At 69.1% G+C, this 17582-nt stretch carries 17 protein-coding genes; 10 read left to right on the top strand and 7 right to left on the bottom strand.

What is annotated here, in order from left to right; all coding sequences use genetic code 11:
* Positions 1 to 36: 36 nt before the first annotated feature.
* The 5 genes from dnaE to proS all read right to left on the bottom strand — a co-directional run bounded on the left by dnaE (position 37) and on the right by proS (position 8077).
* A complete protein-coding gene (gene dnaE / locus AC4GYU_RS09815) occupies positions 37 to 3480 on the bottom strand; it encodes a DNA polymerase III subunit alpha (RefSeq protein WP_491086702.1) in 3444 nt (1147 codons plus the stop codon).
* An 83-nt stretch (positions 3481 to 3563) separates the two neighbouring features.
* Positions 3564 to 4688 (bottom strand): lysozyme inhibitor LprI family protein, encoded by a 1125-nt coding sequence (locus AC4GYU_RS09810; protein WP_491086701.1) that lies wholly within the window; start codon positions 4686 to 4688, stop codon positions 3564 to 3566.
* Positions 4689 to 4703: 15 nt separating this feature from the next.
* Positions 4704 to 5396 carry an ABC transporter ATP-binding protein gene (locus tag AC4GYU_RS09805; protein WP_491086700.1) on the bottom strand — a complete coding sequence of 231 codons (693 nt, stop codon included), beginning with the start codon at positions 5394 to 5396 and terminating at the stop codon, positions 4704 to 4706.
* Positions 5397 to 5501: 105 nt separating this feature from the next.
* Positions 5502 to 6758: a lipoprotein-releasing ABC transporter permease subunit gene (locus AC4GYU_RS09800; protein ID WP_491086699.1), complete on the bottom strand. Its 1257-nt coding sequence runs from the start codon at positions 6756 to 6758 to the stop codon at positions 5502 to 5504.
* Complete coding sequence (gene proS, locus AC4GYU_RS09795; protein ID WP_491086698.1) at positions 6755 to 8077, bottom strand: proline--tRNA ligase; 1323 nt, start codon at positions 8075 to 8077, stop codon at positions 6755 to 6757. Before proS ends, AC4GYU_RS09800 begins: the two co-directional genes overlap by 4 nt.
* A gap of 283 nt (positions 8078 to 8360) precedes the next feature.
* Here proS and AC4GYU_RS09790 point away from each other — a divergent pair, with 283 nt between their 5' ends.
* From AC4GYU_RS09790 to AC4GYU_RS09745, 10 genes are all read left to right on the top strand, one after another.
* Complete coding sequence (locus AC4GYU_RS09790; protein ID WP_491086697.1) at positions 8361 to 8843, top strand: energy transducer TonB; 483 nt, start codon at positions 8361 to 8363, stop codon at positions 8841 to 8843.
* A gap of 46 nt (positions 8844 to 8889) precedes the next feature.
* Entirely contained in the window at positions 8890 to 9225 is a 336-nt protein-coding gene (locus tag AC4GYU_RS09785; protein WP_491086696.1) for a YerC/YecD family TrpR-related protein, read from the top strand.
* Positions 9215 to 10105, top strand: coding sequence for an ATP phosphoribosyltransferase (gene hisG / locus AC4GYU_RS09780; protein ID WP_491086695.1), 891 nt, complete (start codon positions 9215 to 9217; stop codon positions 10103 to 10105). Before AC4GYU_RS09785 ends, hisG begins: the two co-directional genes overlap by 11 nt.
* Positions 10102 to 11385, top strand: a complete 1284-nt coding sequence (gene hisD, locus AC4GYU_RS09775) for a histidinol dehydrogenase (protein WP_491086694.1) — start codon at positions 10102 to 10104, stop codon at positions 11383 to 11385. Before hisG ends, hisD begins: the two co-directional genes overlap by 4 nt.
* Entirely contained in the window at positions 11382 to 13037 is a 1656-nt protein-coding gene (gene hisB / locus AC4GYU_RS09770; RefSeq protein ID WP_491086693.1) for an imidazoleglycerol-phosphate dehydratase HisB, read from the top strand. The genes hisD and hisB overlap by 4 nt, the downstream gene beginning before the upstream one ends.
* Positions 13034 to 13618 carry an imidazole glycerol phosphate synthase subunit HisH gene (gene hisH / locus AC4GYU_RS09765; protein WP_491086692.1) on the top strand — a complete coding sequence of 195 codons (585 nt, stop codon included), beginning with the start codon at positions 13034 to 13036 and terminating at the stop codon, positions 13616 to 13618. The genes hisB and hisH overlap by 4 nt, the downstream gene beginning before the upstream one ends.
* The gene (locus AC4GYU_RS09760) at positions 13615 to 14331 is read left to right on the top strand and encodes a 1-(5-phosphoribosyl)-5-[(5-phosphoribosylamino)methylideneamino]imidazole-4-carboxamide isomerase (RefSeq protein ID WP_491086691.1); all 717 of its coding nucleotides are present in this window, start codon (positions 13615 to 13617) and stop codon (positions 14329 to 14331) included. The genes hisH and AC4GYU_RS09760 overlap by 4 nt, the downstream gene beginning before the upstream one ends.
* Positions 14318 to 15085 (top strand): imidazole glycerol phosphate synthase subunit HisF, encoded by a 768-nt coding sequence (gene hisF / locus AC4GYU_RS09755; protein ID WP_491086690.1) that lies wholly within the window; start codon positions 14318 to 14320, stop codon positions 15083 to 15085. The genes AC4GYU_RS09760 and hisF overlap by 14 nt, the downstream gene beginning before the upstream one ends.
* Complete coding sequence (gene hisIE, locus AC4GYU_RS09750; protein ID WP_491086689.1) at positions 15082 to 15717, top strand: bifunctional phosphoribosyl-AMP cyclohydrolase/phosphoribosyl-ATP diphosphatase HisIE; 636 nt, start codon at positions 15082 to 15084, stop codon at positions 15715 to 15717. Before hisF ends, hisIE begins: the two co-directional genes overlap by 4 nt.
* A gap of 111 nt (positions 15718 to 15828) precedes the next feature.
* Positions 15829 to 16053: a hypothetical protein gene (locus tag AC4GYU_RS09745; protein ID WP_491086688.1), complete on the top strand. Its 225-nt coding sequence runs from the start codon at positions 15829 to 15831 to the stop codon at positions 16051 to 16053.
* Here the strand turns inward: AC4GYU_RS09745 and AC4GYU_RS09740 are convergent.
* Together AC4GYU_RS09740 and AC4GYU_RS09735 are read right to left on the bottom strand one after the other, a co-directional pair.
* Entirely contained in the window at positions 16019 to 16780 is a 762-nt protein-coding gene (locus AC4GYU_RS09740; RefSeq protein ID WP_491086687.1) for a CDP-alcohol phosphatidyltransferase family protein, read from the bottom strand. The two genes, AC4GYU_RS09745 and AC4GYU_RS09740, sit on opposite strands and share 35 nt — an antisense overlap.
* On the bottom strand, positions 16777 to 17505 hold the full coding sequence (locus AC4GYU_RS09735; RefSeq protein ID WP_491086686.1) for a phosphatidylserine decarboxylase: 729 nt from the start codon (positions 17503 to 17505) through the stop codon (positions 16777 to 16779). Before AC4GYU_RS09735 ends, AC4GYU_RS09740 begins: the two co-directional genes overlap by 4 nt.
* Between the last annotated feature and the right edge of the window lie 77 nt (positions 17506 to 17582).

The raw sequence follows: 17582 nt of genomic DNA, 5'->3' as shown, positions 1-17582 counted from the left end.
CGTCGTCCCCGCCCGCGCGGGGGCGACGTTTCTCGTTCAGCCGACCAGTCGCAATTGCTCGGCGGCCGCGAGCGTGACGCCCTCGTCGCCGACATGGCGGGCGAGCCGCGCGGCCAGTTCGGCATCGACCGCGAAGCGGCCCGGGATAAGCAGCGTGGCGGTCCGCTCGCCGCTGATCGGCACTACCAGCCGGATCGCGCCGCTGCCGCCGCCGAGCGTGGACAATAACTTCAGTACCGGCCCGAGCGCGGCCTCGTCAGGGCAGCGAATAGTGAGTTCGACCCGGCTCCGGCGGGCGAGTTCGTCGAGCGGCTGGAAGCGCTTGATCGTCACCCGCGGCTGCTCCTCGCCCGGACGCCGGTCGAGCTCGACCGAAAGGAGGCCGCACTGGCCGACCTTGGCCGCGGCCTCGACCGCCGCCGAGGCTTCCTCGTCGAACACCGTCGCATCGAACTGGCCGCCGCTGTCGCTGAAGCGCGCCATCAGGAAGCGCTTGCCGCGCTGCGAGGTGCGCCAGCGGGCTTCCTCGACCAGCCCCGCCATCACCGCCGCGCCGCGCCCGTCCGAGGGGATCGGGACCGAGCCGAGATCGACGCTCGACCGGACCCGGTGCGCGGCGAGGAGATGCTTGTGCTGATCGACCGGATGGGCCGAGAAATAGAAACCGAAACTGTCGCGCTCGGCGGCCATGCGCTCAGCCAGCGTCCACTGCGCGTCGCGCGGAAGGCGGATCGGCGCGACATCAGCCGCGTCGTCTCCGCCACCGCCGAAAAGCCCGCCCTGCCCGCTGGTCCGCTGCTGGTGCGCGCTGGTCGCGTGGGCGAGGATCGTCTCGGCCCCGGCATGGACCGCGGCGCGGTCCGGGTTGAGCCCGTCGAGCGCACCGGCCGAAGCAAGGCTCTCGAGCTGGCGGCGGTTCAGCAGCCGGGGATCGATCCGCGCGGCGAAATCCTCGAGGCTGGCGAAGGGCCCCTTGGTCTTCCGGTCGGCGACCAGCTCGGCCATTGCCTTCTCGCCCACGCCCTTCAAGGCACCGAGCGCATAGCGGACGGCATTGTCGGCGACGTCGAAGTCGGCCTCGCTGGCGTTGATGTCGGGCGGAAGCAACGTCAGCCCCATCCGCCGCAAATCGTCAGCGAACAGACAGAGCTTGTCCGTCTGGTGGATGTCGTAGCTCATCGAGGCGGCGAAGAATTCCGCCGGATGATGCGCCTTCAGCCAGGCGGTATGATAGGCGACGAGCGCATAAGCCGCGGCGTGGCTCTTGTTGAAGCCGTAGCCGGCGAACTTGTCGATCAAGTCGAACAGCTCGTTGGCCTTTTGCGGCTTGATGTCGTTCGCGGCGCAGCCCTCGACGAAGCGCGCGCGCTGGGCGTCCATCTCGCTCTTGATCTTCTTGCCCATCGCGCGGCGGAGAAGATCGGCCTCGCCCAGGCTGTAGCCCGCGAGCACCTGCGCGGCCTGCATCACCTGTTCCTGATAGACGAAGATGCCGTAGGTTTCCTTCAGCACTTCCTCGAGCAGGGGATGAGGATATTCAATCGCTTGGCGCCCGTTCTTGCGGTCGCCGAAGAGCGGGATATTGTCCATCGGGCCCGGCCGGTAGAGCGAGACGAGCGCGATGATGTCGCCGAAATTGGTCGGCCGCACGGCCGCCAGCGTCCGCCGCATGCCCTCGGATTCGAGCTGGAACACGCCCACCGTGTCGCCGCGCTGGAGCAGCTCGTAGACCGCCGGATCGTCCCAGCCGAGCTTGTCATATTCGGCCGTGACCCCGCGCTTGGCGAGGAGGCGCTGGCCTTCCTTCAGCACCGACAGGGTCTTGAGGCCGAGGAAGTCGAACTTTACCAGCCCGGCGCCCTCGACATATTTCATGTCGAACTGGGTGACCGGCATGTCCGAGCGCGGGTCGCGGTGGAGCGGGACCAGCTCCTGCAGCGGGCGATCGCCGATCACCACGCCCGCGGCATGGGTCGAGCTGTGGCGCGGCAGGCCCTCGAGCTTCATCGCGAGGTCGAAGAGGCGCTTCACCTGCGGCTCGTTCTTCACTTCCGCCGCCAACTCGCTGACCCCGTTCAAGGATCGTTCGAGCGTCCAGGGGTCGGTCGGATGGTTGGGGACGAGCTTCGCCAACCGGTCGACATGGCCGTAGCTCATCTGGAGCACCCGGCCCGTGTCCTTGAGGACCGCGCGTGCCTTCAGCCGCCCGAAGGTGATGATCTGCGCCACCTTGTCCCGGCCGTATTTCTCCTGGACGTAGCGGATCACCTTGTCGCGGTGGGTTTCGCAGAAGTCGATGTCGAAGTCGGGCATCGACACGCGCTCGGGGTTGAGGAAGCGCTCGAACAGCAGGCCCAACGCCAGCGGATCGAGGTCGGTGATGAGCAAGGCCCAGGCGACCGCCGAGCCCGCGCCCGAGCCGCGCCCCGGCCCCACCGGAATGTCGTTGGCCTTGGCCCACTGGATGAAGTCGGCGACGATCAGGAAGTAGCCCGCGAAGCCCATCCGGACGATGACGTCGAGCTCGAAATCGAGCCGTTCGCGATAGGTCGGCTTCTGGTCCTCGGGATAGGAAGCGATCCGCGCCTCCAGTCCCGCATGAGCGGCCTTGCGCAGCGCCTCGTCCTCGTCCTCGCCCATCCGCGGCAGGATCGGGCGGCGCTTGGGCGCCGCGACGGCGCAGCGGCGTGCGACGACCAGCGTGTTCTCGAGCGCCTCGGGAAGGTCGGCGAACAGTTCGGCCATCGCGGCTTCGGGCTTCAGCCAGGCGTCCTCGCTCGAGCGGCGGCGCTCGGCCTCGTCGACATAGGCGCTGGCGGCGATGCACAGCATGGCGTCGTGCGCGGGATGGAAGTCGGGCTCGGCGTAGAGCGCGGGATTGGTCGCGACGATCGGCAGGTCGAGCGCATAAGCGAGGTCGAGCAGCGCCTCCTCGGCCGCTTCCTCGGCAGCATCGCCGCGGCGGCTCAGTTCGACATAGAGGCGGTCGGGGAAGATGGACGCAAGCTCGCCGAGCGCCAGCCGTGCCTTGCTCGCCTGCCCGTCAGCGAGCAGCCGGACGACGCTCCCCTCGCCACCGGCGGTGAGCGCGATCAGCCCCTGCTCGTGGCCCTTGAGGTCATCGAGCGTCACATGCGGATCGAGGTGGTCGGGCCGCTCCATATGGCCCTTGCTGACGAGCTTGCAGAGGTTGCTGTAGCCGGTCTCGTCCTTGGCCAGCAGCACCAGCCAGTCGATCGTCTCGGCCTTGCCGCCCCAGGCCGCCGGTCGGGCAAGGCCGAGGGTCGCGCCGATGATCGGCTGGACGCCCTCCCCGCTCGCCGCCTCGCTGAAGGCCATGGCGGCGTAAAGGCCGTTGCGGTCGGTCAAAGCGACTGCCGGAAAGCCGAGCTTGCGGGCCTGCTTGGCGAGCGCCTTGGGCTCGATCGCCCCTTCGAGCATGCTGAAGGAGGAGAGGACGCGAAGCGGGACGAAGGCCATGGTTCGGGATAGCAAATGGGGGCGCGCCTAGGGAAGCGAAAGGGCGCGACTTATCCCCAACAACCGTGATCGTCGGTGCCGGCCTACCGCCCCCGCCAGCGCCCGTCGACGATGTCCCGGATCTCGCTGATGCGGCCGCGATAGCTGTCGGCGATGCAGCGGTCCGAGGTGCAGCGATCGCGATAGGCGAGGAAGCGGTCGCGGGTGCGCTGGAGGAGAGCGCGCTGCTCGCCGTCGGCGTCACGCAGGGCAGCGACGTAGAAGCTCGCCATCTGCCGGTCGAGCGCGGCGAGGCTGTCGCTGCGGCAGACCGCGATCTCCCCCGAGGTGCGCGCCCGGGCGCAATTGAAGCTGGGTCGCGCAGCGCTGGTCACCGGTGCCGGCTCGGGCGGGACCGGCGGCGCGTCGGGAATGCTGGGGGCAGCGTCGCTCGGCGCCTCGGGGACGACGGCGGGCTCAGGTACGGTCGCCGGCGGGGTGGCGGGAACGGAGCCTTCGCTGCTGCGCGCGAGGGTCGCGAGCGGCGTGACGATCGCCTCGGCGCCCGACAGCGTCATGACGTCACCGGTGCGGTCGGCGGCAGGCTGAAGTTCGTAGGTGAGACTGGTGCTGAGCGTCCGGCGCCCGCCGACGACCTGGACTCCAGGCGGCAGGTCGAGCGCGACGTCGGCGCCGCAGCTGATGCGCGTGTCGCCCTCCTCGCCGCCGCTTTTCAGCACGGGTTCGGTGACCCGCAGCGCGGCATAGGCGGCGAGCCGGTCGAAAGCGGCCTGGTCGGCCCCGCGCGCGGCGGAGGCCTGGCGGAAGAGCTCGCGCTTCAGCAGGTCGTAGGTCGCCGGGCTGGCGCAGCGCTGCTCGGGACTCGCGGCGGCGGTTTCGGCGTCGGCGGCATTGTCCAGGCTGTCGCTGCCGGGCCCCGAGCGCCCGAGCGACAGGCCGAAGATGATCGCGCCGAGCAGGAGGAGACCGCCGAGCGCGAGCAGGATGATGGTCGATCGCGCCATGCCGGAGCGCGGCGGAGGCGCGCCGGTGCCCCGACCGCGGGGGTCGAAGGGATCGTCCGCCGGTCGCTCACGCGTGAAGCGCCGATCCTCGTCGTCAAGTTGCCGCTCCCGTCCCGGACGCGGGCCTTCGCTTCCGTCGCTGAAACGCGGATTGAAACCGCCCGGCGGCGGCATGTCGGGATCGTAGGGGGGACGCTGCACCATGGGCCCCCTAACGCGTCAGCCGTTCTTTGGTCCCAGCTGTTCGAGCTGCCCGTCGTGGAGCCGGACCACCCGGTCCATCTTGCGCGCAAGCCGCTCGTTATGCGTGGCGACCAGCGCGGCGCTCCCCTCCCCGCGCACGAGGCTCAGGAATTCGCCGAGGACCACGTCGGCGGTATGCTCGTCGAGATTGCCGGTGGGTTCGTCTGCCAGCACCAGCGGCGGACGATTGGCCAGCGCGCGGGCGACCGCGACTCGCTGCTGTTCGCCGCCCGAAAGCTTGGCCGGGCGATGGTCGAGCCGGTGACCGAGGCCGAGCGCGGTGAGAAGCGCGATCGCCCGCTCGCGCGCAGGTTCGGGCTCGGCGTCGCGGATGAGCTGCGGCAGCGTCACATTCTCGATCGCGGTGAAGTCGGGCAGCAGGTGATGGAACTGGTAGACGAAGCCGAGCGCCTCCCGGCGCAGCTCGGTGCGCCCGTCGGTGTCGAGCTTCTCGGCTTGGCGGCCGTTGATGCGGATCGAGCCTTCGAACCCGCCTTCGAGCAGGCCGACCGCCTGGAGCAGGGTCGACTTGCCCGAGCCCGACGGCCCCAGCAGCGCGACAATCTCGCCCGGCTGCACCGCCAGATCGACCCCGCGCAACACCTCGATGGTGACGTCGCCCTGGGTGAAGGCACGGCGCAAGCCGGTTGTTTCGAGGACGGCGGTCATCGCCCCTTCCCTTCAGGGAAGGTGGCCCGCAGGGCCGGATGGGTTTGCCCCAACCCCTCAGTCACTTCGTGACAGCTCCCCTGAAGGGGAGCAGCGGCGAGAAAATCACTCATAACGAAGCACCTGCACAGGGTCGGTGCTCGCCGCCTTCCACGCCGGATAGAGCGTCGAGAGGAAGCTCAGCACGAAGGCGGTGACGACGATCACGGTCACCTCGACCGGATCGGTCTTGCTCGGCAGCTCGGACAGGAAGCGCACGCTGGGATCCCACAGATTCTGGCCAGTCAGCCACTGGATGACGTTCACGATCGGCTGGCGAAAGAAGAGGAAGACTGCGCCGAGGATCAGCCCGAGAAGGATCCCGAGCGAGCCGATGGTGGTGCCGACGGTCACGAAGACCTTCATCATCCCCTTGCGGCTCGCGCCCATGGTGCGGAGGATGGCGATGTCGCGGGTCTTGGCGCGGACCAGCATGATCAGGCTCGACAGGATGTTGAACACCGCGACGAGAATGATCAGCGAAAGGACGACGAACATCGCCACGCGCTCGACCTCGAGCGCCTCGAAGATGGCGGCATTCATGCTGCGCCAGTCGACCGCGACCCCGCGGCCCGAGACGAGGGCGGACAGCGCCCCCATCTGGTTCTGGATCTTGTCGGGATCGGTAACCTTCACCTCGACGATGCCGACCTGGTCGCCCATCATCAGCAGGGTCTGCGCATCCTCCATCGGCATGATGACGAAGGCATTGTCATAATCGTAGACGCCCACCTCGAAGGTGGCGGCAACGGTGTAGCTGACGATCCGCGGGACGGTCCCGACCGGGGTCGAGCGGCCTTCCGGACTGATCAGGCTGATCTCGCCGCCCGGGAAGGTGCCGAGCTGGGTCGCGAGGCGGGTGCCGATCGCGACGCAGTTGCAGCCCGGCGTCAGATTGGCGAGGCTGCCGCTCTTGACGCCTCCGGTCAGCACCGGGTTGGCGCGCATGTCTTGGACCCGCATGCCGCGGACCAGCACGCCTTCGACCCGGCCATTGGCGCTTGCCATCAACGGCTGCTCGATCAGCGGCAGAGCGGAGGTGACGCCCGGGACCTTCTTCGCGCCGTCGGCGACCTGCTGCCAGTTGGAGAGGCGGCCGTCATAGCCCTGGATGACGGCATGGCCGTTCAGCCCCGCGGTCTTCTCGAACAGCTCGGCGCGGAAGCCGTTCATTACGCTCATCACGATGATCAGCGCAGCGACGCCCAGCGCGACCGCGCCGAGACTGATCATCGAGACCATGAAGATGAAGCGCTCGCCCTCGCCCTTGCCGGGGAGGAGATAGCGCTTGGCAATGATCCGCTCGTAGCGGGAGAGGATCATGCGGTGAGCCTCGCGATCGCGCTCTCGATCGAAATCTCTTCCTTGGCGCCGGTGCGGCGGTCCTTGAGCTCGACCGTCCCGGCGGCAAGGCCGCGCGGCCCGAGAATGATCTGTGTCGGCAGCCCCATCAGGTCCATGCCGGCAAGCTTGGCCCCGCCCCGCTCGTCGCGGTCGTCGTAGAGGACCTCGACCCCGGCCGCGGTGAGCTTGTCGTAGATGTCGTTCGCGGCCGCCTGGCTCGCGGCATCGTCGCCGCGCATGGTGACGAGCCCGACCTGCCACGGCGCAACGGCCTCGGGCCAGATGATGCCATTGTCGTCATGGCTCGCCTCGATGATCGCGCCGACGAGACGGCTGACGCCGACGCCGTAGCTGCCCATGTGGGGCACGACATTGCCGCCGTCGGGGCCGCTCACCTTGAGGCCCATCGACTCGCTGTACTTGGTGCCGAAGTAGAAGATGTGCCCGACCTCGATCCCGCGGCCGGTCCGGCGGCTCGCTTCGGGGAGCTTGGCCCAGGCGGCCTCGTCATGAGTCTCGTCGGTCGCGGCATAAGTCGTGTTGACGCGGTCGAAGAGACCCTTGAGCCCCGCCTCGTCGGCGTAATTGAGGTCGGCCTGGCTCCAGTCGAAGCTGTCATAGGCGCTGTCGTAGAAGACCTCGCTCTCGCCGGTCGGCGCGAGCACGATGAACTCGTGGGATAGGTCGCCGCCGATCGGGCCATTGGCCGCACGCATCGGCACCGCCTGGATCCCCATCCGCTGGAAGGTCCGCAGATAGGCCAGCATCTGCTTGTAGTAGCTGAGCCGCGCGCCGGCCTCGTCGAGGTCGAAGCTGTAGGCGTCCTTCATCAGGAATTCGCGGCCGCGCATCACGCCGAAGCGCGGGCGGACCTCGTCGCGGAACTTCCACTGGATGTGGTAGAGCGTGCGCGGAAGCTGGCGGTAGCTGGTGGTGTCGGCCGCGAACAAGGCGGTGATCATTTCCTCGTTGGTGGGACCATAGAGGATCTCGCGATCGTGGCGGTCGCGGATGCGGAGCATCTCGGGGCCGTAGGCATCGTAGCGCCCGCTCTGCCGCCACAGGTCTGCGCTCTGGAGCGTCGGCATCAGGAGCTCGATCGCGCCGGCCTTGTCCTGCTCCTCGCGGACGATCTGCTCGATCTTGTTGAGGACCCGCAGGCCAAGCGGCAGCCAGGCGTAGATTCCGGCGGCGGTCTGGCGGACCAGCCCCGCGCGCAGCATCAGCTTGTGGCTGACGATCTGGGCGTCCGAGGGGCTTTCCTTGAGGACGGGGAGAAAGGCTTGGAGAAGGCGCATGAGCCGCCTCTAGAGAGCGGCAGATGAACAGGCAATCACCCCTGCCCGTGTGACCATGCGGCAACAGGGGCTGTGGAAAACTGGTCTCGCTTTGCCACGCATCGTGACAAGTCCCGGAAATGGCGGCAGCAATCGGGCTCCAAGCCGCGACACACTCCTGTCGCGAAAGGTCCAAGGGGGCTGACGAGCAATCGTCACGCAGGACGCCCGGGTCGCTCATGCGAGTGGCCCGGGCGTTTGCTTTTGGTCGACAGGCGCCAGGGCCTCTGCTTGTCTCCGGCCCATGTCCGCCTCCCCGCCCACCGATCCGCGCTCTCCCATCCAGCCGGCCCGTTCGAGCGGCGCGCTTGCCGCTTTCGTGGTCGCGGCGCTGCTGGCAGTGATCGTCTGGGGGTGGCAGCAGGACGGCCGGGCACCCGAACGACCGGTCGCGCCCGCCGCGAGGCCGCTTCCGGCGCCCGCTCCGCCGTCGGGCGATGCGCCGGCGCGGTCCAACCTCGCCGCCTATTTCTCGCCCGACGATTATCCCGCCGACGCGATCCGCAAGGAGGAGCAGGGCGACGTGGCATTCGTTCTCAGCGTCTCGCCCGAAGGCCGGCCGACCAATTGCCGGGTGTCGCGAAGCAGTGGATCGGCCTCGCTCGATGCGACGACCTGCCGCGTGCTCCAGCGCCGTGCCCGGCTCGACCCGGCCCGCGATGCGCAGGGCGAAAAGGTTGCCGACGAGGTCAGCGGCACGGTGCGCTGGGTTCTGCCCGAGGGTTGACAGGCCAGGCGCGGAGCCTATTTGCACGTTTCAGCGTATTAGCACGATGGAACAAATGCTCCCCTCTCCTGCCCCCTCCCGTGATGGCGAGCGGCTGACCGAGGATCTCTGCCGGGCCCTTCTGACCCCGCAGGATCCGGCCGACATGGCCCGCTTCCTCACCGATCTCTGCACCCCGCAGGAGATTCGCACCCTTGCCGAGCGCTGGCACGTCGCCCGCCTGCTCGACGGGACCGACCTTTCCTATCGCGACATCCATGATGCGACGGGCGTGTCGACCACCACCATCGTCCGGGTCGCGCGCTTCCTGCGCCAGGAACCCAATCGCGGCTATCGCGCCGCGCTCGACCAGCTTGCCGGGGAGGACCAGGATGCTGGTTGACGGGAACCGCCTGCACATCGCGATCCAGAAGAACGGGCGCCTCAGCGACATCAGCCGCGACCTGCTGAAGGACGCCGGCCTCCGGCTCCAGAACGGCCGCAATGCCCTCACCGCACGGGTCGAGAACTTCCCGGCCGACGTCATGTTCGTCCGCGACGACGACATTCCGACCTTCGTCGCCGATGGCGTGTGCGAGTTCGGGATCGTCGGCGGCAACGTGCTCGAGGAATTCCGCCTGTCGTCGGGCGAGCCCGAGATCGAGGTCGTCGCCCCGCTCGGCACTGCCCGCTGCTCCCTGAAGCTCGCCGCGCCGGAGGCGACCGCGTGGAATGGACCCGCGACGCTGGAAGGCCAGCGCATCGCCACCTCCTATCCGAACATCGTCGGGCGCTGGCTCACTGAGCAGGGGATCAAGGCGACCGTGGTCAAGATGAACGGCGCGGTCGAGCTCGCCCCGCGCCTTCGCATCGCGCCCTTCATCTGCGACCTCGTTTCGACGGGTGCGACGCTCGAGGCCAATGGCCTGCGCGCCGTCGCCGACGTGTTCGACAGCGAGGCGGTGCTGATCCGCACCACGCAGGCCGTGCCCGATGCGCGCCGGACCCTGGGCGAATCGCTGCTCAGCCGGATCCAGGGCGTGCTCACCACCAAGGACGCCAAATATATCCTGCTCAACGCGCCGTCCGAGGCGCTTCCGGCGATCACCCGGATCCTCCCCGGGGCCGACGCCCCGACGATCATTCCGCTCCATGGCCGGCCCGGTCATTTCGCGGTGCATGCCGTCTGCCAGGAATCGGTCTTCTGGGAGACGCTCGAGGAACTGAAGGGTGCGGGGGCCTCGGCCGTCCTCGTGCTCCCGATTGAAAAGATGATGATGTGATCGAATTTCGCTGGTCAGAACTGGATGCGGGCCAGCGGGCGCAGGCGCTCGCGCGTCCGCCTGCCCGCCGCTCACCCGAGCTTGTCGCCAAGGTCGGCGCCATCATCGACGACGTCCGCACCGGCGGCTGGGACGCGCTGGTGCGCCTCTCGACCGCGATCGACGGCGCCGCGCCCGAGCGGGTCGCGGTCGCCCCGCGCGCTGCCGAGGCACGCCGGACCCTCGCTCCGGCCGACGTCGCGGCGATGGAATTGGCGGCGGCGAACATTCGCTCCTTCCACGAGGCGAGCCGCCCCGACGATACGCGCGTCACCACCCTCCCCGGCCTCTCGGTCGAGAAGGTCTGGCGCCCGCTCGACCGGGTCGGTCTCTATGTCCCGGGCGGCGCCACCCCGCTTTTTTCGACCCTCCTGATGCTCGCGCTCCCGGCCCGGTCGGCGGGCGTCGAGGAGATCGTGGTCGTCACGCCGCCGAGTGCTTCCGGCCTCGCCCCGGCGCTGGCGCTCGCGGCCGAGCTGTGCGGGATCGAGACCGTGTGGACCGTCGGCGGCGCGCAGGCGATCGCCGCGCTTGCCTTCGGTGCGGGCGACATCCCCGCCTGCCCGAAGATCTGCGGCCCCGGCAATATCTGGGTGGCCGAAGCCAAGACTCAGGTCAGCGCGCTTCCCGGCGGCCCGGCGATCGACATGCCCGCGGGCCCGTCCGAGCTGATGGTGATCGCCGACGCAAGCGCCAGTCCCGCGACGGTCGCGGCCGATCTCCTCAGCCAGGCGGAGCATGACGCCTCGGCGCAGGTGCTTCTCGTCACCGTCGATGCCGCCATCGCCGCGGCCGTGGCGGCGGAGGTCGCCCGGCAGGTTGCCTCGCTTCCCCGCGCCGAGCTTGCCCGCCGCTCGCTCGAGCATGGCCGGGTGATCCTCGCCGCCGACCTTGGCGAAGCGGCCGCCATCGCCAACGCCTATGCGCCCGAGCACCTCTGCCTCGCGCTCGACGATCCCGAGGCCCTGCTCCCGTCGCTGACCAATGCCGGGGCGATCTTCGCCGGCCATGCCGCGGCCGAGAGCTTTGGCGACTATCTGGTCGGGTCGAGCCATGTCCTCCCGACCGACGGCGCCGCGCGCGCCTGGAGCGGGATCACCACCCACAGCTTCATGAAGGCCATCTCGATCCAGCGCGTCTCCGCGGAGGCCGGCCGCCTGCTCGCTGTCCCGGCCGCCGCGCTCGCCCGCCTCGAAGCGCTCGAGGCGCACGCCCGTGCCGCCGATGCGAGGGCGGCATGAGTGCGCTCGCAACCCGGCTCGCCCGGCCAGAGATCCTGGCGCTTGCGCCCTTCGACCTCGGCGAGGCCCGCAACGAGGGCCCGGTGATCAAGCTCGACGCCAACGAAAATCCCTATGGGCCGTTGTCCGGCGGCGCGCTGGGCGCCGGCGTCAACCGCTATCCGCCATCGCGCCCCGCGACGCTGCGTGCCGCCATGGCGTCACTCTGGGGGGTGCCGCCCGAAGCGCTGCTGACCGCGCGCGGCGGCGACGATGTGATCGACCTTCTCTGCCGCGCCTTCCTCGGTGGCCCGGCCGATGCAGTCGCGGTCAGCACGCCGACCTTTTCCGCCTATGCCCATTTCGCACGGCTGCAGGGCGCGAGGGTGCGCGAAGTCCCGCTCGGGCAAGGTTTTGCCTTTTCCGCCGACGCCTTCGCTGCCGCGGTAGCGGCGGAAGGCGGAGTCAAGCTTGCCTTCATCTGTGCGCCCAACAACCCGACGGGCACGCCGGTCCCCGTGGGCGAAATACTGCTCCTTGCCGACCAATTGCCCGGCACGCTGATCCTCGTCGACGAGGCCTATCTCGAGTTCGGCGACGAACCGTCGCTCGCGAGCGAGGCGCTCCGACGCGACAATCTGATGGTCTTGAAGACCCTGTCCAAGGCCTGGGGCCTTGCCGGGGCGCGGGTCGGAGCGCTGATCGCGCCGCCCGAGACGATCGCCATCGTCGACCGCGTGCTTCCGCCCTATCCGCTGCCGACCCTGAGCATCGCCGCCGCGCTCGAAGCGCTCCAGCCCTCCCGCCGCCTGGTCCACGAGCGGCGGATCGCCGAGATCAAGGCCGAGCGCGCCCGCCTAGCCCCGCTCCTCGCCGGCTCGCCCCATGTCGTGCGGGTGCACGAGAGCGTGGGCAATTTCCTGTTCCTCGAGACCAGCGACACCGAGGCGCTCGCCGCCCGGCTGATCGCGGCGGGGATCAAGGTCCGCTACCGGCCCAATGCCGCGCCGGGCGGGATCCGCCTCACCATCGGCACACCGCAGGAGAATGACCTCGCCCTCGCCGCCTTCGGGGTCGCGACCGAGGCCCGGCCCGAGCGCCGCGCCGAGATCGCCCGCGACACCAAGGAGACGCGGATCGCACTGTCGCTCGACCTCGACCGCGCCGAGCCGCGGCGGATCGAGACGGGCATTCCCTATTACGACCATATGCTCGACCAGGTCGCGGCGCATGGCGGGTTCAGCCTGATCGTCGCCTGCGAGGGCGACCTCGAGATCGATCCACACCACAGCATCGAGGACGTCGCCATCGCGCTCGGCCAGGGGCTGAAGGCCGCGCTCGGCGACAAGCGCGGGATCGGCCGCTTCGGCTTCGCCTTGCCGATGGACGAGACCGAGGCGCAGGTGCTGATCGACCTGTCGGGGCGGCCCTTCGCCAAGTTCGACGGCGCGTTCGAGGCGACGCACATCGGCGACTATCCGACCGAGATGACCCCGCACGTCTTCCGCAGCCTCGCCGACAGCCTCGGCGCCGCCATCCACGTCCGGGTCGTGGGCGAAAACGACCACCACAAGGTCGAGGCCTGCTTCAAGTCGTTTGGCAGGGCCCTTCGCCAGGCCCTTGCGATCGAAGGCAAATCGGACGCGCTTCCGAGCACGAAGGGAATGCTGTGAGCAGCGTCACCATCGTCGACCTCGGCTATGGCAATATCGGATCGATCGAGCAGGCGCTGAGCCGGCTCGGGGCCGAGGTGCGCCGCGCGAGCGACCCGACCGTCGTCGCCGCGGCCGAGCGGCTGCTTCTCCCGGGAGTCGGGGCCGCGGCCTATGCGATGGAGCGGATCGACGCGCTTGGCCTGCGACTGGCGCTGACTGGCTTCGACCGCCCCGCACTCGGCATCTGCCTTGGCATGCACCTCCTGTTCGAGCGGAGCGAGGAAGGCGATGCGGAAGCGCTCGGGATCATCCCCGGCACCGTCCGCAAGCTTCGGCCCGCACCCGGCATCACCGTCCCGCACATGGGCTGGAGCCGGCTTGGCGTCGAATCCGAGGACATCGGCCTAAGCGACGGCGATTACGTCTATTTCGCGCACAGCTACGCCGCTGACGACGGGCCGTTCACGCGCGCCCGGGCCGAGCATGGCCGGGCGATCCCCGCCGTCGTCGCCCGGAACAACTGGATCGGCGCGCAATTCCATCCCGAGCGTTCCGGCAAGGCCGGCGCGCGTTTCCTCGAAAGCTGGCTGTCGACATGATCCTCTACCCCGCGATGGACCTGATCGGCGGCCGCATCGTCCGCCTCCGCCAGGGCCGCTTCGACGACGTCACCTTCTACCCCGCCCTCCCCGACGAGGCGCTGGCGGGCTTCGCCGCCGACGGCGCGACCTGGGCGCATGTCGTCGATCTCGATGGCGCGCGCGAAGGCCGTCCGATGCAGCATGAGCTGCTTGCCGGGCTGGCGCGCGGCTCGGCGCTCAAGCTGCAGGTCGCCGGCGGGGTCCGCTCGCCCGATCATGTCGCGACCCTGCTCGAGGCGGGCGCCGCGCGGGTGGTGGTCGGAAGCCTCGCCGTGCGCGATCCCGAGGCCACCGCCGCCCTCCTCGACCGCTTCGGCCCCGACCGGATCACCCTCAGCCTCGATGTCCGCATGGCCGGCGATGTGCCGATGGTCGCGACCCACGGCTGGCAGGAGGATAGCGGTCAGAGTCTGTGGGCGGTCGCCGAGCTTTACCCCGAGGCGCGCCACCTCCTCCTCACCGACATCGGCCGCGACGGGATGCTCGAAGGGCCCAACCATGCGCTGCTTGCCGAAGCGGTCACCCGCCTGCCCCATCTCGCCATCCAGGCCAGCGGCGGCGTGACGTCGCTCGGCGACCTCCGCCTGCTCACCACCGACGGCGCGATCCTCGGCCGCGCGATGTGGGAAGGCCGCCTTCCGCTGAAGGACGCAATCCATGCCCGCGGCTAGGATCATCCCCTGCCTCGATGTCGCCAACGGGCGGGTGGTGAAGGGCGTCCAGTTCCGCGACCACCGCGACATCGGCGACATCGTCCCCCACGCGCTGCGCTATGCCGAGGAAGGCGCCGACGAACTGGTCTTCTACGAGATCAAGGCGAGCGCCGAAGGGCGCAGCCTCGACCTCGGCTGGGTCCGCGACATTGCTGGCGTCATCGACATTCCCTTCTGCGTCGCGGGCGGGATCCGCGACCGCGCGACCGCCGCCGCGGTCCTCGAGGCGGGCGCCGACAAGGTCTCGGTCAATTCGCCCGCGCTCGAAAATCCGGCGCTGATCAGCGACCTTGCCCGCGACTTCGGCAGCCAGTGCGTGGTGGTCGGGATCGACAGCCTCGCGCAGCCCGACGGCCGCTACCGGGTCAAGCAATATACGGGCTCGCCCGACAGCACCCGCGACAGCGGCCGCGAGACGCTCGACTGGGCACGCGAGGCGGTCGATCGCGGCGCGGGCGAGATCGTCCTCAACGCGATGGCGAAGGACGGCGTCCGAAGCGGATACGACCTTGCCCATGCGCGCGACGTCATGGCCGCGGTCGACGTGCCGCTGATCGTCAGCGGCGGCGCGGGCCGCCCCGAGCATTTCCGCGACGCCTTCGCCGCCGGGGCGAGCGGCGCGCTGGCGGCAACGGTCTTCCACGACCGACTGATCGGCATCCCCGAACTGAAGGACTGGCTCGCCGGTCAGGGCATCGAGGTGCGCCGATGATGATTGATCCCGACACGCTCGCCTGGGACAAGATGGATGGCCTGATCCCGGCCATCGTCCAGGATCATTCGACCGGCCAGGTCCTGATGCTCGGCTACATGAACCGCGACGCGCTGGCGGCGACGGTCGGGAGCGGCTTCGTCACCTTCTACAGCCGGTCGAAGCAGCGACTGTGGCAGAAGGGCGAGACCAGCGGCAACCGGCTCCGGCTGGTCGACCTTAGCCTCGACTGCGACGGCGACGCTTTGCTGGCGCTGGCCGAGCCCGCCGGACCGACCTGCCACCTCGGGCGAGACAGTTGCTTCGACGGCGAGGCACCGGGCGCCGGCTGGCTGGGCGCGCTCGAGCGGATTGTCGCCGAGCGGGCAGCGGCCAGCCCCGCCGACAGCTATACCGCGCGGCTGCTTGCGAATGGCCCGGCCAAGGCCGCGCAGAAGGTCGGCGAGGAAGGCGTCGAGGTCGCGATGGCCGCGGTCAGCCGCGATCCCGAGGGCCTTGCCGAGGAGGCCGCCGACCTCCTCTTTCACCTGCTCGTGACGCTCCGGGGACGCGATATTCCGCTGTCCGCCGTGCTCGACATTCTTCGCTCACGCCACAAGAGGTTGAGAACGAACGTGGAACAAAGCCCTTGACAGCACGAGAACATCAAGAGAACATTGGCGCATAAGCACGGTTTTCCGAACCATTCCGGAACGAAATGAATCGGACGCCGTTGCCTTCCTCAAGAACAAGGGAAGAACGCCGTGATGATCCTCGCCTTTCTCGCTTTCACCGCTCTGCTTGGCACCGCACTGCTGACGATCGGCGAGACGCTCGTCACCCACCGTGACAAGATCCTCGCCGCCCTGGCGGGGCGGTCGCTGCTCACCGAACCGATGCTGGTGACCCGCCCGGTGACGGTCCGGACCGTGTCGCGCCGGGTCAGCCGTCCGCTTAAGGCCGCGCCTCGGCTGCGCGCCGCCGCTTGACCCGCCCGTAGCTCAAGAGGCTGAACGGAACGCTGGCGAGATAGGCGAAGGAGATCGCGAGCAGCGTGATCCACGGCTCGTTGATCAGCGCCGCCGCCAGCAGGGCAACCCCGGCGAGCGCGACGATCCGCCAGCTCCGCCGGATCCGCACCGAGGTCCAGCTGAAGGTCGGAATGGCCGAGATCATCAGCACCGCGATGAACAAGGTCCAGGGCATCACCAGCTGCCAGTCGCGGAACAGGTCGTTGCCCGTGATCAGCCACAGATAGACGGGCGCAAAGGCCAGCCCCGCCCCGACCGGGGCCGGAACTCCCGTATTGAAACCGGCCGACTTGTGCGGCTGGACGTCGGCATCGATCCGCGCGTTGAACCGGGCAAGCCGGAGCGCGCAGCTGACCGCCAGCGCGAGCGCCACGGTCCAGCCGAACTTGGGCGCCGCGGCGAGGCTGAACTGGAACAGGATCAGCGCCGGCGCGGTGCCGAAGCCGATATTGTCGCACAGCGAGTCGAGCTCGGCGCCGAACTTGCTGTTGGCCTTGAGCATCCGCGCGATATTGCCGTCCATGCCGTCGAGCACACCGGCAACGACGATCGCGATCATCGCCTTTTCCCAGTCCTGCGCGAAGGCGTAGCGGATCGCCGTCAGCCCGGCGCACAGCGCCAGCACCGTCACCGCATTGGGAATGAAGGCGCGAAGCGGAAGGCCGCGGCCCTCCGGCGCCCTCACTGGCTGGTCCCGGTCAGCAGCGGATCGGTGCCGAGCTCGGCGATGATCGTCTCGCCCGCAATCGCCCGCTGGCCGAGCAGCAGCCGCGAGCCCGTGCCGGCGGGAAGATAGACGTCGACCCGGCTGCCGAAGCGGATGAGGCCGATCCGCTCGCCCGCGCCGATGCGCTGGCCTTCGCGGACGAAGCTCAGGATCCGCCGCGCGACGAGGCCGGCGATCTGGGTGAAGGCGATCGACACGCCATTGTCGCCCTGGACGAGGAAATGCTGCCGCTCATTGTCCTCGCTCGCCTTGTCGAGGTCGGCGTTGAGGAACTTGCCCGGGATATAGGAGATGCGGCGGATGGTGCCCGCGATCGGGCTGCGATTGATGTGGACGTCGAACACGCTCATGAAGATCGAGACGCGGGTGAACTCCCCCTCGCCCATCTCGGCCCGGAGCTGCGGCGGCGCGGGCACGCGGGTGATCATGGTCACCAGCCCGTCGGCGGGCGACACCACCAGCTTGGGATCGGTCGGCGTGGTCCGCACCGGATCGCGGAAGAAGGCCGCGACCCAGATGGTCAGGCCGACCAGCAGCCAGCCGAGGAAGTGGCTGAGGCTGAGGTAGACGAGCAGGGTGATCCCCGCCGCGATCACCACATATTTGCGGCCTTCGGGGTGGACCGAGGGGAAACGCCACTTGACCGCGGTCAGCTGGCTGTCGGGATTATCGATATGCGCCATGCCGACCTCTTAACGAGCCCTGCCGCGCGTTGCCAGAGCGGGTGCGGAGCGCTAGGTGCGCGCCCGACATCATCAAG

The sequence above is a fragment of the Sphingomonas sp. SP2 genome (genome assembly GCF_058313385.1).
Note: the sequence above shows the minus strand (reverse complement) of the source record. Positions and strands in the feature narration are given on the sequence as shown.

Bases quoted from the DNA above. Each gene is read 5' to 3' on its own strand.
- AC4GYU_RS09790 (WP_491086697.1), top strand. From the start codon at position 8,361: ATGTCCGCCTCCCCGCCCACCGATCCGCGCTCTCCCATCCAGCCGGCC.
- hisF (WP_491086690.1), top strand. From the start codon at position 14,318: ATGCCCGCGGCTAGGATCATCCCCTGCCTCGATGTCGCCAACGGGCGG.
- dnaE (WP_491086702.1), bottom strand. From the start codon at position 3,480: ATGGCCTTCGTCCCGCTTCGCGTCCTCTCCTCCTTCAGCATGCTCGAA.
- AC4GYU_RS09800 (WP_491086699.1), bottom strand. From the start codon at position 6,758: ATGATCCTCTCCCGCTACGAGCGGATCATTGCCAAGCGCTATCTCCTC.
- AC4GYU_RS09810 (WP_491086701.1), bottom strand. From the start codon at position 4,688: ATGGTGCAGCGTCCCCCCTACGATCCCGACATGCCGCCGCCGGGCGGT.
- AC4GYU_RS09735 (WP_491086686.1), bottom strand. From the start codon at position 17,505: ATGGCGCATATCGATAATCCCGACAGCCAGCTGACCGCGGTCAAGTGG.
- hisB (WP_491086693.1), top strand. From the start codon at position 11,382: ATGAGTGCGCTCGCAACCCGGCTCGCCCGGCCAGAGATCCTGGCGCTT.
- hisIE (WP_491086689.1), top strand. From the start codon at position 15,082: ATGATGATTGATCCCGACACGCTCGCCTGGGACAAGATGGATGGCCTG.
- proS (WP_491086698.1), bottom strand. From the start codon at position 8,077: ATGCGCCTTCTCCAAGCCTTTCTCCCCGTCCTCAAGGAAAGCCCCTCG.
- hisG (WP_491086695.1), top strand. From the start codon at position 9,215: ATGCTGGTTGACGGGAACCGCCTGCACATCGCGATCCAGAAGAACGGG.
- AC4GYU_RS09785 (WP_491086696.1), top strand. From the start codon at position 8,890: ATGGAACAAATGCTCCCCTCTCCTGCCCCCTCCCGTGATGGCGAGCGG.
- AC4GYU_RS09805 (WP_491086700.1), bottom strand. From the start codon at position 5,396: ATGACCGCCGTCCTCGAAACAACCGGCTTGCGCCGTGCCTTCACCCAG.
- AC4GYU_RS09760 (WP_491086691.1), top strand. From the start codon at position 13,615: ATGATCCTCTACCCCGCGATGGACCTGATCGGCGGCCGCATCGTCCGC.